Here is a 15,924-nt window from a genome sequence, read left to right as displayed (position 1 = left end):
TGTGAATCCTGAAACCCCGCCGCAACCTGGGCTGGATTCCGCCAGCATGGTTCGCCAATAAGAAGACTGAATATGCGTATCCACAAACTTGTCGCCATCCTGGCCCTGGTCTACGGTTGCAACGCCGCATTGGCCGCCACCCCGCAGAACGACGGAGTGATGCTCAACTTCGTCAACGCCGACATCGAAACCGTGGTCAAGGCGATAGGTGAGATCACCGGCAAGAACTTCATCATCGATCCGCGAGTGAAGGGCACGGTCAACATCGTGTCCAGCAAGCCGGTGCCGCGCGCCTTGTCCTATCAGATCCTGTTGTCCTCTTTGCGTTTGCAGGGCTTCTCCGCGGTGGAGGGCGGCGGCGTGGTCAAGATCGTGCCGGAGGCCGACGCCAAGTTGCACGCCAAGGCCAGCAAGAGCATTCCGCGCGGCGACGGCGATCGCTTGATCACCAAGGTGTTCACGCTCAAATACGGCAACGCTAATCAGCTGGTGCCGGTGATCCGTCCCATCGTGTCGCCCAACAACACGATCGCAGCCTACCCGCAGTCCAACGCGCTGATCGTCACCGACTACGCGGACAATATTCAGCGCATCGAGTCCATCATCGATTCGATCGAGAGCGCCGCCGCCGGCGACACCGTGGTGGTGCCGGTGCTGTTCGGTTCTGCAGTGGAGCTGGCCGGCAGCCTGAACAAGCTGTTGCAGGACAGCGGCGCCGGCGCAGACGGCGGCAAGACCACCATTATCCCGGACGCGCGCGCCAATGTGCTGATGGTGCGCGCCGACACGCCCGGCAAGATCGGCAAGGTCAAGAGCCTGCTCAAACTGCTGGACCAGCCCAGTCAGGCCGGCGCCAATGTGCGCGTGGTCTATCTGAAGAACGCCGAGGCAGGCAAAGTGGCGCAGACGCTGCGCGCCTTGATGACCGGCGACGCCGGCCCGCTGCAGGGGCGCACCGCGGTGAGCACTAACGGCGGCTCCAGCTCCAGCCTGTTGAATCAGAGCGGCTCGGGCAGCGGTTCCTCCTCCTCGTCCAGCGGTTCCGCCAGCGCCGCGCAGGCGGCCAGTCCGGTGGGAGGCGACAGCGCGTCCGGCAGCGGAGGCGGCAGCGGGGCCGGCGGTGGCGGATCCATGATCCAGGCCGACCCCACCAACAACGCATTGATCTTGAACGTGCCGGATTCCATGTACCAGAACCTGCGCAACGTTATCGACTTGCTCGACAAACGCCGCGCCCAAGTGCTGGTGGAAGCGCTGGTGGTGGAAGTGGCTGCTCAACGGGCGATGGAATTAGGCGTGCAATGGCAGGCGCTGGGGGCGCTCAACGGCAACGGCGCCGGCGTGTTCGGCGGCACCAACTTCCCCGGCAACAGCGGCCCGGGCATCATAGGCTTGTCCGGCGGCGCATTGGCCGGCGGCACCGCCGCCACGCCGCTTGGCACCCTGGCGGGTTCCGGCGGCCTGAACGTGGGCTGGGTCAAGGGCACAGTCAACATCCCTGGCATCGGCACCGTGTTGAATATGGGGGCGCTGGCCAAGGCGATGGAGACCGAGGTGGGTGGCAACATTGTGTCCAGCCCGTCCTTGATGGCGATGGACAATGAGAAGGCCAAGATCCAGATCGGCCAGGAAGTGCCCATCCTGACCGGCCAATACAGTAATACCGGCAGCAGCAGCGGCGGCGCGGTCAATCCCTTCCAGACCTACGACCGCAAGACCATCGGTTTCAATCTGGAAATCACGCCGCAGATTTCCGAGGGCGGTTCCATCCGCATGAAGATTTTGCAGGAGGCGTCCACCATCGTGCCGGGCACCGAGAAAAACCCGCAAGGGCCAACCACCAATAAGCGCTTGATAGAGACCATCGCCAATGTCGACGACAGCGGCATCATCGCGATCGGCGGTCTACTGCAGGAGACGGTGAGCGACAATGAAAGCAAGGTGCCGCTGCTGGGCGACATCCCGTGGCTGGGCGCTTTGTTCCGCTACAGCAACAAGCAGCGCAACAAGACCAATCTGATGATTTTCATCAAGCCCACCATCATCCGCGATGATCTGGGTGCGCGCTCCATCGCCACCGATCGCTACAACTACATCATCGGCGAGGGCCAAAAGGCTGAGAAGGAAAAGCTGCAGATGAACCTGGACTCGGCGTTGAAATCGCTGCCGGAGGGTGGCATCCGCTCGACGCTGGAGCAGAGCCTGAAAGCGCAGCCAAAATGAACAAGCCCAAGCTGTCGCCGGCGCTGGGCTTTCCGTTCGCGCGCGCCAACGGCGTGATCCTGCTGGACGGAGAGAGCGGCCGCCATCTGCTGCTGCGCGAAGACAGCCGGCCGGAGGCCTGGGCCGAAGTGCTGCGCCTGCACGGCCAGGGGCTGGCCAGCGTCGAGACGCTGGAGGCGGCCTTGTTCGACAAGCGCCTGTCCGAGCATTACGCTAATCGTGACGGCGCGGCGGCCGAGGTGGTGGACGATATCGGCCAGGACCTGGATCTGACCCAAATGGTGGAGTCCTTGCCAACGGTGGAGGACTTGCTGGAGAGCGAGGGCGACGCGCCCATCATCCGCATGATCAACGCCTTGCTGACCCAGGCGCTGCGCGACGGCGCCTCGGACATCCACATCGAAGCCTTTGAAGACCGCTCGGTGGTGCGTTTCCGCCTGGACGGTTCGCTGCGCGACGTGGTCAGCCCGCACCGCGCGCTGCACGCGGCCATGGTGTCGCGGATCAAGATCATGGCCAATCTCGACATCGCCGAAAAACGCATTCCGCAGGACGGCCGCATCTCGCTGCGTTTGGGCGGCCGTCCGGTGGACGTGCGGGTGTCCACGCTGCCCACCAGCCACGGCGAGCGTGTGGTGTTGCGTCTGCTGGACAAGGAAAACGCCCGTCTGGATCTGGCCACGCTGGGCATGGCGGCGGATACGCTGCAGGCGGTGGACAAGGTGATACGTCAGCCGCACGGCATCCTGCTGGTCACCGGCCCCACCGGCTCGGGCAAGACCACCACGCTGTACGCGGCCTTGTCGCGGCTGGACGCACGCCATACCAATATCATGACGGTGGAGGACCCGGTGGAGTACCACCTGGACGGCGTCGGTCAGACCCAGGTCAACCCGCGCATCGACATGAGTTTCGCCAAGGCGCTGCGCGCGATTTTGCGCCAGGATCCGGACGTGGTGATGATAGGGGAGATTCGCGATCTGGAAACCGCGCAGATCGCGGTGCAGGCCTCGTTGACTGGTCACCTGGTGCTGGCCACGCTGCACACCAACGACGCCGCTTCGGCGGTGACGCGGCTGGTGGACATGGGCGTCGAGCCCTTCCTTTTGGCGTCCAGCCTGTTGGGCGTGATGGCGCAACGGCTGGTGCGCCGTCTGTGCCCGCACTGCAAGGCGCCGCATCCGGTGCCGTTGGAAGGTTCGGAGGACACGCCCCACTACCGGCCGGCGGGCTGCCCGAGCTGCGGCCATTCCGGCTACAAGGGGCGCTACGGTGTTTATGAACTGCTCTTGGTCGACGATCAATTGCAGCGCTTGATCCACGATCGCGCTTCCGAGCAGAAAATGCGCGATTACGCCGCCCGCCACGGCATGCGCTCGCTGCGCGACGACGGCCTGCGTTGGGTCAAGGCCGGCGAAACCTCGCTGGAAGAAATCATGCGGGTGACGAGGAACTGATGGCAGCCTTCCGCTTTACCGCTTTCGACCCTGCCGGCAAGGAGCAAAGAGGCTTGCTGGAGGCGGACTCCGCGCGCGCCGCGCGCAGCCAGCTGCGCGAGCGCGGCCTGCTGCCGCTGGAGGTGGAAAGCGTCAGCGCCAAGAACGGAGACGCCGGCAGCTCGGCGCTGCGCCGCGGCCTGCCGCGTGCGGAACTGGTGATGATCACCGAACAGCTATCCACCCTGCTCAACGCGGGCCTGCCGCTGGAAAAGGCGCTGACCGCGGTGACCGAGCAGTGCGAACACCCGCGCAGCCGCACCGTGCTGGCCGCTTTGCGCAGCGATATTCTGGAAGGCAAAAGCTTCGCCCAGGCGCTGTCCGCCGCGCCGGGCGTGTTTTTCCCCTTGTATCGTTCGCTGGTGCAGGCTGGAGAGCAATCCGGTCATCTCGACACCGTGATGGCACGCTTGGCCGAATACCTGGACAAGCGTCAGAACACCCAGCAGAAAGTGATGCTGGCGATGGCCTATCCCGCCGTGGTCACCGTGGTGGCCATCCTGGTGGTGGCCGGCTTGATGAGCTATGTGGTACCGCAGGTGGTTAGCGTGTTCGCGCAGACCAAGCAGACCTTGCCTTTCCTGACGCGGGCGCTGGTGGCCGCCAGCGATTTTCTGCGGCAGTGGGGCATTGCGTTGCTGGCGGGCATCGTCGCCGCGCTCTTCCTGACCGTGCGCGCCTTGCGCGCGCCGGCGCTGAAGCGACGCTTCCACGCCCTGCTGTTGAAGCTGCCGGTGTTCGGCCGCCTACTGCGCGCGCTCAACACCGCGCGGATGGCCAGCACCCTGTCCATCCTGGTGGGCAGCGGCGTGCCGCTGCTGACCGCGTTGGAAACCGCGCGCGGCCTGATGACCTTGCTGCCGATGCAGGACGCGGTCAGCGAGGCGATGGCCAAGGTGCGGGAAGGCGTGGCGCTGTCGCGCGCGCTGCACGCCACCCGTCAATTCCCGCCGGTGCTGATTCATCTGATCGGCAGCGGCGAATCCAGCGGCACGCTGGCGCATATGTTGGACCGCGCCGCCCAGCAGCAGGAGCAGGAGGTGGAGCGCAAGCTCGCCACCTTCACCACCCTGATGGAACCGCTGCTGATCCTGTTCATGGGCGGCATGGTCTTGTTGATCGTACTGGCCATCATGATGCCCATCATCGACATGAACCAGATGGTGCATTGATTTTCGCGGAAAGAAGCACGGCAATGTCTCACAAGGCAGTACTACAGCAATGGGTGTTGGAAGCGCTGGCCGCGCACGGCGGCAAGGCGGATCGGCTGACGGTGGCCAAGCACATCTGGCATACGCGCGGGCGCGAGCTGGAAGGAACCGAGTTGTTCTACACCTGGCAATACGATATGAGCTGGGCGGCGAGCGAGCTGAGAAAGCTGGGCCAGCTCAAGCCGGCCAATGCCGGACCCGCCGGCGTCTGGGAGTTGTCCAGCGACGGCCCCTCCCTGTTTTGACCCTTTGAAACCTCGGTAGTAGGAGTAGATATGCGACACCTTTCCAAAGCGGCCCAGCGAGGCTTCACCCTGATCGAAATCATGGTGGTGATCGTGATTCTCGGCGTACTCGCGGCGTTGGTGGTGCCCAAGGTGATGAGCCGTCCGGACGAGGCGCGCGCCGTCGCCGCCAAGCAGGACCTGGGCGCGCTGAGCCAGGCTTTGAAACTGTATCGGCTGGACAATGGCCGTTATCCCAACAGCGAGCAGGGCCTGCAGGCGTTGGTGCAAAAGCCGACCTCCGCGCCGGAGCCGAAAAACTGGAAGCCGGGCGGCTACCTGGAGCGCTTGCCCAAGGATCCGTGGGGCAATCCCTACCAGTACGCCAACCCGGGCACTCACGGTGAAATCGATATCTGGAGCTTCGGCGCAGACGGGGAGCCGGGCGGCGAGGGCGTGGACGCGGACATCGGCAACTGGGACGCGGTCAAGTAAGACCGGAGCCACTGATGAGCTCCTCCCTTCCGGCGCGCGGCTTCACCCTGATCGAGGTGATGGTGGTGATGCTGATCATCGGCGTGCTGGCCACCACGGTGACGCTCAGCATGCGGCCGGACACTCACCGCCAGGCCTCGGACGAAGCCTACCGATTGGCGCGGGTGCTGGAGCAGGCGGCGGATGCCGCTGAAATGGGGGATCCGCTGGCCCTGATGTGGGATGCCAAGGGTTACGGCTTCCGCCGCCGCGGCGACAACGGGGACTGGGGCGGCGCCAACGACGAATTGCTGGCCGACCGGTTGTGGCCGGAGGGCGTGCACGGCGGCGCTTTGTTGCTGGACGGCCAACCCTGGCCGGCGGGGCGGCCGCTGCCCTTGTGGCAGGACGGGCGCGCCAACGCGCTGGCCCTGCAGATCAAGACCGAGACGCGTGGCCTGGCCGTGACCCTGTCGCCGTTGGGACGAAGCAGGGTGGATGAAGGCTCATGAAGCGCGAGCGCGGCTTTACCTTGTTTGAAGTGCTGGTGGCGCTGGCCATCATCGCAGTGGCTTTGGGCGCTTTGTTGCGGGCCACCGGCCTGGCCGCCGACAACGGCGAAGGGATGAAGCGCCGGATGCAGGCCGCTTGGGAAGCGCAGAACATGATCGCGCTGATGCAGGCGCGCCGCGAATGGCCGGACGTGGGCGAACAGGCGGGAGAGCTGGACGACGACGGCGCGCGCTGGCGTTGGCAGCGCGTGATCAGCCAGACGCCCAACCCCAATTTCCGCAAGGTGGTGGTGCGCGTGCTGGCCCAGGGCGACGGCCGTTACGTGCTGGCCGAGATGACCGGCTACCTGCGCATGAATGTTGGGGGCGGCTCGTGAGGCGCGGCCGGCAGGACGGCATGACCTTGATCGAGATCCTGGTGGCGATGAGTTTGCTCGCCATCTTGTCGGTGCTCGGCTACAAGGCCTTCGGCTCCTTGCTGATCTCGCGCGAACGACTGATGCAGACCAGCGAGCAATGGGTGGACGCCGCGCGCGCCTTCCGGCGGCTGGAAGGCGATTTGACCGGCCAGATGCCGGCGCCGACGCAAGGGCAGGGGCCCAGTCTGGGCGGCAGCCAGCTATTGCTGCAAAGCGACGGCGACGGCCAGACGCTGACCTTGCAGAGTTTTTCCGCCCGCTATCCCGGCGGCCAGGAGCGCATCAGCTACCATGCCGGCGCTCAGGGCCTCAGCTGGGCGGCGGGCGACGCCCAGGGCGCGGCGCCGACCGCCTACGTGCTCTTGGGCAAGGACGCCGCGGTGCGCTGGCGCGTGCTGCTGGACGACGGCAATTGGCTGGACAACTGGCCGTCGCGCGAGGCCAGCCCGGCGCACAGCCCGCGCGCGCTGGAAATGCGCATCCGCATGCCGGGCAATGAATGGGCGAAACGGATATGGGCGCTGCCATGAGGACGCCGGAAAGCCGGAAGCAGCGCGGCATGGCGGTGATCATGGCCTTGCTGATCGTGGCGCTGGCCACCACCGCCGCCTCGCTGGTGCTGTGGCAGCAAGGCCTGTGGTGGCACCAGCTCGACAACGACCGCAATCGCGCCCAGCTGCGCCTGGTGGCCGACGCCGGCCTGGGCTGGGCGATGGAAATCCTGCGCTTTAACAACGGCGCGGCCGGCAACGGCGTGGTGGCCCTGTCGCAGCTGTGGGCCCAGCCCTTGCCGCAGACCGAGGCCCAGGGCGTGACCGTGTCCGGCCGGCTGAGCGATCTGCAAGGGCGCTTCAATCTGAATTCGCTGGTGCAGAACGGTCAGACCAATGCGCGCCAGCTGGTGTTCTACAAGCGGCTATTGACCACGCTGGGTCTGCCCACGCGCTTGTCCGAACCGCTGGTCAAGCAACTGCGCGGCGGCAAGGATCCGGAGGACGCCAGCCAACCAGCGGGAGAGGGCCGGCCGCCGGAGCCGGGTGCTGCCCAGCCCGGCAACCCCTTGCTGCGGGTGGAGATGCTGCGCTGGCTGCCGGGTTACACCCCGGAGGTCTTGGACAAGCTGCTGCCGCATGTGGCCGCCTTGCCGGCCGACGTCAGCCAGATCAACATCAACACCGCCACGCCGGCGGTGATGAAGACGCTGCTGCCGGGCGTGGGCGAAGGCAATCTGCTGGTGCTGCTCAATCAGCGCAAGGTCAATTACTACAAGGACGCCAATGATTTCAAGGCGCGGCTGCCAGCGCCGGGCATCATCGCCGACACCGATATCGCGGCGGCGTCCAATTACTTCATGCTGGACAGCTCGGCCCGGCTGGAGCGGGCGCGGCTGGAAATGCGGGCGCTGATCTACAGCAATATGAACGTGGTGAAGACGCTGTGGCGGCAAGACGGCGCGGCACGCCCGCCGCCGGCCAGGGGAAACGGAAACCAGAATGACAACGCTTAGACTGTATTTGCGGGCCGGTTGGCCCGATAGCGAACCGGGGCTGCCCTGGGCCCTATTGGGCCCGCGCGGCGAACCTAGCGCTCAGGGCGACAGCGCGCCGGCGGGCTGGCCGCGCGCCGATCGTTGCGAACTGATCCTGCCCGCCGGCCGCACCCTGTTCACCCAGGCGCGGCTGCCGGCCGCGGTCAAACAGCCGACGGCGGCGATGATGGGTTTCGCTCTGGAGGAGGGGCTAATCAATGATCCCTCCACCAATCTTTACGCTCTTGGCGGGGAGTTGCCGGACGGTAGTCGGGCGGTGGCGGTGACCGAGGCTTTTCCGGTACGCCGCGCCGTGGCCATGCTCAAGAGCGCGGGGCGGCTGTGCGACCGCATCCTGCCGGAGGAAAGTCTGCTGCCGTCGCCGGCGCGCGACGGTTGGAGCGTGGCGCGTGGCAGCGAAGGCTGGTTGCTGCGGCTGAGCGCCACGCGTGCGGCCTGGCTGCCCTATTGCGGCGAAACGACAGAACAACTGCTGTTCGCGCGGCTGGCGACACAGCTGCCGCCGGCCAGCCTGACCGTGTGCGGGGCTGAAGCGGCGGGGTTGATCGGTTCGCGCCTGCCGGCGTGGCAAGGCGAGCCCAAGCAATTGGCCGCTCATGATTGGCGGCAGGGCCAGGCGCAACAGGCTTTCGACTTCGCCAACGGCGAACTGGCGGCCAATCGGCGCTGGCGCGACTGGGGGCCGGCGCTGAGACGAACCGGCCTGGTGTTGGGCGGCTTGTTGGCGGCGCAACTGGCGCTGACCCTGGGCCAGGCCGGCTGGTACGCCTGGCAGAAACAAAGCCTGTCGGCCGACATCCGCGCCGCCGCCAAGCCCTGGATCGGCGGTCAGGCGATGCCGGGCAGCAGCGCGCTGGCGATGACGCGGGCGGTGGACAAGCTGCGGCTGAGCCACGGCCTGCCGGCTCGCGACGACGCCTTGGAGCTGATGGGCGCGCTGGCCGCGCTCAGCGGCCGCGATCTGCAGACCCGCACGCTCAGCTACGAAGGTGGGCGGCTCAAGCTGCAAGTGGCGGACGTGCCGGCGGAAACCCTGCAGCGCTGGCGCAGCCAACTGGGGGCTAAGCAGATCCGCTTGGACGTGACCGCCACTCAGCAAGGGACCAAAGAACTCAGCCTGTCCCGGGAGCCTTGAAATGAAGCAATACCGTGAACAATTCGTCGCCTACTGGCGACAGCGCAGCCGCCGCGAACAAGGGTTGCTACTGGCGATGGCCGTCGTGCTCGGCGTCGGCGTGCTTTACGCTGGCGTTTGGGAGCCGGCCGGCAAATCGGTGGAGCGCAACCGCGCCGCCGCGGCGCGTCTGCAAGCCGAGCTGAGCTATGTGCAGTCTTTGGCTCGCGAGGCGGAGCAACTGAAGCGTCAGCCGGCGCAAGCGGCGCTGCCGGCCAAGGAACTGTTGCCGGTGATCCGTCAGGTGGCGCAGAGCCAGGGCTTGTCCGAGGCCGGCTGGCAATTGAGCCCCGAGGGCGAGTCCGGCGTGGCGATGGAGGGGACGATGGCGTTCGACGCTTGGGTCAAGCTGGCCGGCGTGCTGGCGGCTCAGCATCAGGTACGCGTGCTCAGCGTGAGGGCGGAGGCGCAGCCGATGCCGGGTCAAGTGCATATCAAGGCGCTGCTGGCGCATGCCGGAGGCGGCGCATGAAACGGAAGATTCTGATAGGCGCGCTATTGGGCGCGCTGTTTCTGGCCGGCCTGATCGCCGCCTTGCCGGCGAGCTTGCTGTCGCTGCCCTTGTTGCGCGCCACCGGTGAGCGCTGGCAGTTCAGCGGCGCGCAAGGCACGGTGTGGCAGGGCAAGACGCAGTTGGTCTATGTCGGCGACAAGGGCGAGGTGTTGCCTATGAGCCGGATTGGCTGGCATTTCCAGCCCAAGGCCCTGTTGTCGGGCCGGGCGATCTGGTTGCTGGAGAGCGACGGCCAGGACGGCAGGCTGGAGTGGGGTTGGGGCGGCGTGGAGGTGAACGGCGTGAATCTGACGCTGCCGGTGGCGGCCTTGGCGAATTTGTCCAAGACCTGGCAGGCGGCGCGGCTGGGCGGCGATCTGCAGCTCAAGGTCGGCCAGTTCAGCCGCAAGGGCGGCCAATTGGCCGGCAATCTGCAGCTCAGCTGGCTGGGCGCGGCCTCGCCCTTGAGCCCGTTGTCGCCGTTCGGCTCCTACCAAATGGACGTCAACGGGGCCGGCGCGGGCGTGGCCTTGAACGTGGCGACGCTGGACGGACCCTTGAATCTGAGCGGGCAGGGGCAGTGGCAGCCGGGGGCGGCCTTCTCGCTGGCCGGCAGCGCCGACAGCCCGCCGGAAAAATACGACGCCTTGAAGCCGCTGATGTTGATGCTGGGCAAATCGAGCGGACCGACCAGCGTGCAGTGGCAGATCCGTCCCGGGGCTTGATGGTCGTTCATTTGTCATGTTATGGAATTTTCTTGTGGTTTTTCCTGTTCAGCGTTACTATAGAAAGGTTTAACCAAACGGGACTGATGCGCCAGGCATCGAGTCCCGTTCTTCACATAAAGCAATTCGAAAACTTAGGGTTGGGACAGATCCCCTCTGTCGCGGCGGCGGTCTTGCGCGAGCAAGGCGGCCGGGCAGGCGGACGGGGTCAACAAAACCGGCGCAGCCGGTTTTTCCTTACCCGTCGCAAACGCAATAGGAGCAGCTTGTGTCAACCGTACCCGCAATCCTTGTCTTGGCCGATGGCACCGTGTTCAAGGGCAGTGCTATCGGGGCCGCCGGACATACGGTGGGCGAGGTGGTGTTCAATACCGCCATCACCGGCTATCAGGAGATTTTGACCGACCCCTCCTATACCAAACAGATCGTCACCCTGACTTATCCCCATATCGGCAACGTCGGCGCGAATTCGGAAGACACCGAATCTCGCGCCGTTTTTGCATCCGGCCTGATCATTCGCGATCTGCCGCTGTTGCATAGCAACTTCCGCGCCGAAGACTCCTTGTCCGCTTATTTGAAGCGGCACAATGTCGTCGCCATCGCCGACATCGATACCCGTCGCTTGACCCGCATTCTGCGCGAAAAGGGCGCCCAGGCCGGCTGCGTGATGGCCGGGGATGTCGATGAGGCGCGTGCGCTGGAGCTGGCGCGGGGCTTCGGCTCCATGGCAGGCCAGGATCTGGCCCAGGTGGTCAGCTGCGACAAGCCTTACGCCTGGACCGAGCGCGAGTGGAAATTGGGCGCCGGCTATCAAGTGCAGGCGTCCACCCGTTTCCACGTGGTCGCCTACGATTTCGGCGTCAAGCACAACATTCTGCGCATGCTGGCCGAGCGCGGCTGCCAACTGACCGTGGTGCCGGCCAAAACTCCGGCCGCCGACGTGTTGGCGCTGAATCCACACGGCGTCTTCCTGTCCAACGGCCCCGGCGATCCGGAACCCTGCGATTACGCCATCGCCGCCATCCGCGACATCCTGGACGCCAAGCTGCCGGTGTTCGGCATCTGCCTCGGCCATCAACTGCTGGGCCTGGCCAGCGGAGCCAAGACGTCCAAGATGAAGTTCGGCCATCACGGCGCCAACCATCCGGTGCAGGACCTGGACAGCGGCCGGGTGATGATTACCAGTCAGAACCATGGTTTCCAGGTGGATGAAACCAGCCTGCCGGCCAATGTGCGCGTTACTCACCGCTCCTTGTTCGACGGCACGGTGCAGGGCATCGCATTGACCGACCGTCCGGCCTTCTCCTTCCAGGGCCATCCGGAAGCCAGCCCGGGGCCGGAAGACGTCGCCTATCTGTTCGACCGCTTCATCGCCTCGATGGCGGAACGCGTTTAAGCGGGGAGCGGGAACATGCTAGGGATTACCGATCTCACCACCTATCTGCTGGGCGCCGTTCTCATCGTGCTGTTGCCGGGGCCCAACTCCATGTACGTGCTGTCGGTGGCGGCGCAGCGCGGCACTCGCGCCGGCTTTGCCGGCGCCGGCGGCATCATCATCGGCGACTTCATCCTGATGACGCTGGCGGCCACCGGCGCGGCCGGCCTGCTGAAGGCCAATCCGGCGCTGTTCGCCGTGGTCAAGTACTTGGGCGGCGGCTACCTGGCCTGGCTGGGCTTCAATATGCTGCGCGGCGCGCTGACGGCTTGGCGCCGCTCCGCCCGTGGCGAGGCGGCCGAGGCCAAGTCGGTGCTGGTGGGCGAGGAGAATCCCTTCGTCAAGGCCCTGCTGATCAGCCTGATGAATCCGAAGGCCATCCTGTTTTTTGTGTCCTTCTTCGTCCAGTTCGTCGATCCCGCCTACCCGCATCCGGCGCTGACTTTCGTCGCGCTGGGGCTGATCGTGGAAGTATGCAGCACGCTGTATCTGACCGCGCTGATCGTCGCCGGCCACCGGCTGGCCCAGGCCTTCCGCCGTCGCCGCAAGTTGAGCGCGGCGCTGGGCGGCTCGGTGGGCGCGCTGTTCGTCGGCTTCGGCGCCAAACTGGCCGCGGCCAGCCTGTAAGGCAGAGATTTAATATTCGCCGTGAAGCGGCCAGGCGTCTCAGGCGTCCGGGCTTCGCGGCAAACAAAATGCAATCATAAAGAGTAGAACCATGCCAAAGCGTAGCGACCTCAAAAGCATTCTGATCATCGGAGCCGGCCCCATCGTCATCGGCCAGGCCTGCGAATTCGACTACTCCGGCGCACAAGCGTGCAAGGCCCTGCGCGAAGAGGGCTACAAAGTCATCCTGGTGAACTCCAACCCGGCCACCATCATGACCGACCCGGACATGGCCGATGTCACCTACATCGAGCCCATCACCTGGAAGGTGGTGGAAAAGATCATCGCCAAAGAGCGCCCGGACGCCATCCTGCCGACCATGGGCGGCCAGACCGCGCTCAACTGCGCGCTGGACCTGGCCAAGAACGGGGTGCTGGAAAAATACAAGGTGGAGCTGATCGGCGCTACCGAGGACGCCATCGACAAGGCCGAAGACCGCGGCCGCTTCAAGGAGGCGATGGCCAAGATTGGCCTGTCCTGCCCGCTGTCCTTCGTTTGCCACACCATGGAAGCGTCGCTGGAAGCACAGGCCAAGGTGGGCTTCCCGACCTTGATCCGTCCGTCCTTCACCATGGGCGGCTCCGGCGGCGGCATCGCCTACAACCGCGAAGAATTCCTGGCCATCTGCGAGCGGGGCTTCGAAGCCTCGCCCACCCATGAGCTGCTGATCGAGCAATCGGTGCTGGGTTGGAAAGAGTACGAGATGGAGGTGGTGCGCGACAAGAACGACAACTGCATCATCATTTGTTCGATCGAGAACTTCGACCCGATGGGCGTGCACACCGGCGACTCCATCACCGTGGCGCCGGCGCAGACGCTGACCGACAAGGAATACCAGATCATGCGCAACGCCAGCCTGGCGGTGCTGCGCGAGATCGGCGTGGATACCGGCGGCTCCAATGTGCAGTTCGCCACCAATCCGGCCACCGGCGAGATGATCGTCATTGAAATGAACCCGCGCGTGTCGCGTTCGTCGGCGCTGGCGTCCAAGGCTACCGGCTTCCCCATCGCCAAGATCGCCGCCAAACTGGCGGTGGGCTTCACGCTGGACGAACTGAAGAACGACATCACCGGCGGCGCCACCCCGGCCTCCTTCGAGCCGTCCATCGACTACGTGGTTACCAAGATTCCGCGTTTCGCCTTTGAGAAATTCCCGCAGGCCGACGACCGCCTGACCACCCAGATGAAATCGGTGGGCGAGGTGATGGCGATGGGCCGCACCTTGCAGGAATCGATGCAGAAAGCGTTGCGCGGCCTGGAAACCGGCCTGGCCGGCTTCGACCCGGTGACCAGCGACGAAGCGGCGATCCGCCACGAACTGGGCACGCCGGGGCCGGAACGCATCCTGTACGTGGCCGATGCCTTCCGCATCGGCATGAGCCGCGACGACATCCACGCGGTCAGCAAGATCGATCCCTGGTTCTTGGCCCAGATCGAAGACCTGATCGGCGAAGAACAAGCGCTGGCCGGCCGCAAGATTGAAGAACTGGACTACGCCGAGCTGCGCCGCCTGAAGCGCAAGGGTTTCTCCGACCGGCGGTTGGGCGAACTCTTGGGTTCGGATCAGGCCGCGGTGCGCGCCAAGCGCTGGAGCTTGAACCTGCACCCGGTGTACAAGCGCGTGGACACTTGCGCGGCGGAATTCGCCACCAATACCGCCTATATGTACTCGACCTATGAGGAAGAGTGCGAATCCAATCCCTCCGACCGCAAGAAGGTGATGGTGCTGGGCGGCGGACCCAACCGCATCGGCCAGGGCATCGAGTTCGACTACTGCTGCGTGCACGCGGCGCTGGCGCTACGCGAATCCGGTTTCGAGACCATCATGGTCAACTGCAACCCGGAAACCGTGTCCACCGACTACGACACCTCGGACCGCCTGTACTTCGAACCGCTGACGCTGGAAGACGTGCTGGAAATCTGCCGCATCGAAAAACCGTTCGGCGTCATCGTCCAGTACGGCGGCCAGACCCCGCTGAAACTGGCGCGCGCGCTGGAAGCCAACGGCGTGCCCATCATTGGCACCTCCCCGGACATGATCGATGCCGCCGAGGACCGCGAGCGCTTCCAGAAGCTATTGCACGAGCTGGGCCTGAAACAGCCGCCCAACCGCACCGCGCGCGCGCCGGCCGAAGCGATGAAGCTGGCCGAGGAAATCGGCTACCCGCTGGTGGTGCGCCCGTCCTACGTGCTGGGCGGCCGCGCGATGGAAATCGTCCACGAGCCGGCGGACCTGGAGCGCTATATGCGCGAGGCGGTGAAAGTGTCCAATGACAGCCCGGTGCTGTTGGACCGCTTCCTCAACGACGCTATCGAAGTCGACGTCGACTGCGTGTCCGACGGCGAGAACGTGGTGATCGGCGGCATCATGCAGCACGTGGAACAGGCTGGGGTTCACTCCGGCGATTCCGCCTGCTCGCTGCCGCCCTACAGTCTGTTCCCGGCGGTACAGGACGAAATCCGCCGTCAGACCGTGGCCATGGCCCGCGCGCTGAACGTGGTTGGCCTGATGAACGTGCAGTTCGCCATTCAGGGCGACACCCTCTACGTGCTGGAAGTGAACCCGCGCGCCAGCCGCACCGTGCCCTTTGTCTCCAAAGTGACTTCCGCGCCGCTGGCCAAGATCGCGGCGCGCGCGATGGCCGGCATCGGCCTCAACGAGCAGGGCTTCACCAAGGAGGTGATCCCGCCGTTCTACGCGGTGAAGGAAGCCGTATTCCCCTTTATCAAATTCCCTGGCGTGGACACCATCCTGGGTCCGGAAATGAAGTCCACCGGCGAAGTGATGGGTGTGGGAAAAACCTTTGCCGAAGCCTACGTCAAAGGCCAGTTGGGCGCAGGCGACCGCCTGCCCAAGACCGGCAAGGTGTTCTTGTCCGTGCGCGACAGCGACAAGAACGGCGCGGTGGAAGTGGCGCGCGAACTGCAGCGCCTGGGCTTCGGCGTCTGCGCGACGCGCGGCACCGCCAAGCACTTGTCTGCGGCCGGCATCGTGGTGCAGGTGGTCAACAAGGTCAATGAAGGCCGCCCGCATATTGTCGACATGATCAAAAACTCGGAAATCGATCTGCTGATCAACACCGTCGATGAAAAGCGCCAGGCGATTCAAGACAGCCACTCCATCCGTCGTTCGGCCTTGCAGGCGCGGATTCCGCAGTACACCACCCTGGCCGGCGCCAAGGCGGTATGCGTGGGCATGGCTCACGCCGAGGAGTTCGACGTCTACAGCGTGCAGGAACTTCACAGCCAGATTCAGGGCTGAGTCCTGACGCGGGGGCTTGGAAGCGGGAGGGGTTTGCCGTTACAATCCCTCCCATAACCCG

Annotated in this window: 15 protein-coding genes; all 15 read left to right on the top strand. The window is 65.2% G+C overall.

All coding sequences use genetic code 11. The features are described 5' to 3' along the window. Positions 1 to 72 precede the first annotated feature (72 nt). The 15 genes from gspD to carB all read left to right on the top strand — a co-directional run bounded on the left by gspD (position 73) and on the right by carB (position 15,863). Positions 73 to 2,223, top strand: coding sequence for a type II secretion system secretin GspD (gene gspD / locus HA052_RS13700; protein WP_166452329.1), 2,151 nt, complete (start codon positions 73 to 75; stop codon positions 2,221 to 2,223). Then, positions 2,220 to 3,680 (top strand): type II secretion system ATPase GspE, encoded by a 1,461-nt coding sequence (gspE, locus tag HA052_RS13695; protein WP_043637902.1) that lies wholly within the window; start codon positions 2,220 to 2,222, stop codon positions 3,678 to 3,680. The genes gspD and gspE overlap by 4 nt, the downstream gene beginning before the upstream one ends. Further along, a complete protein-coding gene (gspF, locus tag HA052_RS13690; protein ID WP_166452328.1) occupies positions 3,680 to 4,891 on the top strand; it encodes a type II secretion system inner membrane protein GspF in 1,212 nt (403 codons plus the stop codon). The genes gspE and gspF overlap by 1 nt, the downstream gene beginning before the upstream one ends. A gap of 23 nt (positions 4,892 to 4,914) precedes the next feature. Next, complete coding sequence (locus tag HA052_RS13685; RefSeq protein ID WP_166452327.1) at positions 4,915 to 5,175, top strand: hypothetical protein; 261 nt, start codon at positions 4,915 to 4,917, stop codon at positions 5,173 to 5,175. A gap of 30 nt (positions 5,176 to 5,205) precedes the next feature. Next, the gene (gene gspG, locus HA052_RS13680) at positions 5,206 to 5,649 is read left to right on the top strand and encodes a type II secretion system major pseudopilin GspG (RefSeq protein WP_166452326.1); all 444 of its coding nucleotides are present in this window, start codon (positions 5,206 to 5,208) and stop codon (positions 5,647 to 5,649) included. A 14-nt stretch (positions 5,650 to 5,663) separates the two neighbouring features. Then, complete coding sequence (locus tag HA052_RS13675; protein ID WP_166452325.1) at positions 5,664 to 6,140, top strand: prepilin-type N-terminal cleavage/methylation domain-containing protein; 477 nt, start codon at positions 5,664 to 5,666, stop codon at positions 6,138 to 6,140. Next, positions 6,137 to 6,517: a type II secretion system minor pseudopilin GspI gene (gspI, locus tag HA052_RS13670; protein WP_019100907.1), complete on the top strand. Its 381-nt coding sequence runs from the start codon at positions 6,137 to 6,139 to the stop codon at positions 6,515 to 6,517. The genes HA052_RS13675 and gspI overlap by 4 nt, the downstream gene beginning before the upstream one ends. Next, a complete protein-coding gene (locus HA052_RS13665) occupies positions 6,514 to 7,089 on the top strand; it encodes a type II secretion system protein GspJ (protein ID WP_346774559.1) in 576 nt (191 codons plus the stop codon). The genes gspI and HA052_RS13665 overlap by 4 nt, the downstream gene beginning before the upstream one ends. Then, positions 7,086 to 8,066: a type II secretion system minor pseudopilin GspK gene (gspK, locus tag HA052_RS13660; RefSeq protein ID WP_166452324.1), complete on the top strand. Its 981-nt coding sequence runs from the start codon at positions 7,086 to 7,088 to the stop codon at positions 8,064 to 8,066. Before HA052_RS13665 ends, gspK begins: the two co-directional genes overlap by 4 nt. Continuing rightward, positions 8,053 to 9,243: a type II secretion system protein GspL gene (gene gspL, locus HA052_RS13655; protein WP_166452323.1), complete on the top strand. Its 1,191-nt coding sequence runs from the start codon at positions 8,053 to 8,055 to the stop codon at positions 9,241 to 9,243. The genes gspK and gspL overlap by 14 nt, the downstream gene beginning before the upstream one ends. 1 nt (position 9,244) lies before the next feature. Beyond that, positions 9,245 to 9,754, top strand: a complete 510-nt coding sequence (locus tag HA052_RS13650; RefSeq protein ID WP_081545257.1) for a type II secretion system protein M — start codon at positions 9,245 to 9,247, stop codon at positions 9,752 to 9,754. Next, a complete protein-coding gene (locus HA052_RS13645) occupies positions 9,751 to 10,500 on the top strand; it encodes a type II secretion system protein N (RefSeq protein WP_166452322.1) in 750 nt (249 codons plus the stop codon). The genes HA052_RS13650 and HA052_RS13645 overlap by 4 nt, the downstream gene beginning before the upstream one ends. Positions 10,501 to 10,768: 268 nt before the next feature. Then, positions 10,769 to 11,896, top strand: a complete 1,128-nt coding sequence (gene carA, locus HA052_RS13640) for a glutamine-hydrolyzing carbamoyl-phosphate synthase small subunit (RefSeq protein ID WP_166452321.1) — start codon at positions 10,769 to 10,771, stop codon at positions 11,894 to 11,896. A gap of 15 nt (positions 11,897 to 11,911) precedes the next feature. Continuing rightward, positions 11,912 to 12,562 carry a leucine efflux protein LeuE gene (gene leuE / locus HA052_RS13635; RefSeq protein WP_166452320.1) on the top strand — a complete coding sequence of 217 codons (651 nt, stop codon included), beginning with the start codon at positions 11,912 to 11,914 and terminating at the stop codon, positions 12,560 to 12,562. 91 nt (positions 12,563 to 12,653) lie between these two features. Then, entirely contained in the window at positions 12,654 to 15,863 is a 3,210-nt protein-coding gene (gene carB, locus HA052_RS13630; protein ID WP_166452319.1) for a carbamoyl-phosphate synthase large subunit, read from the top strand. Positions 15,864 to 15,924 lie beyond the last annotated feature (61 nt).

This window comes from Chromobacterium fluminis, assembly GCF_011602385.1.
GTDB classification, from domain to species: Bacteria; Pseudomonadota; Gammaproteobacteria; order Burkholderiales; family Chromobacteriaceae; genus Chromobacterium; species Chromobacterium fluminis.
This window is presented reverse-complemented; position numbering and strand designations above follow the sequence as displayed.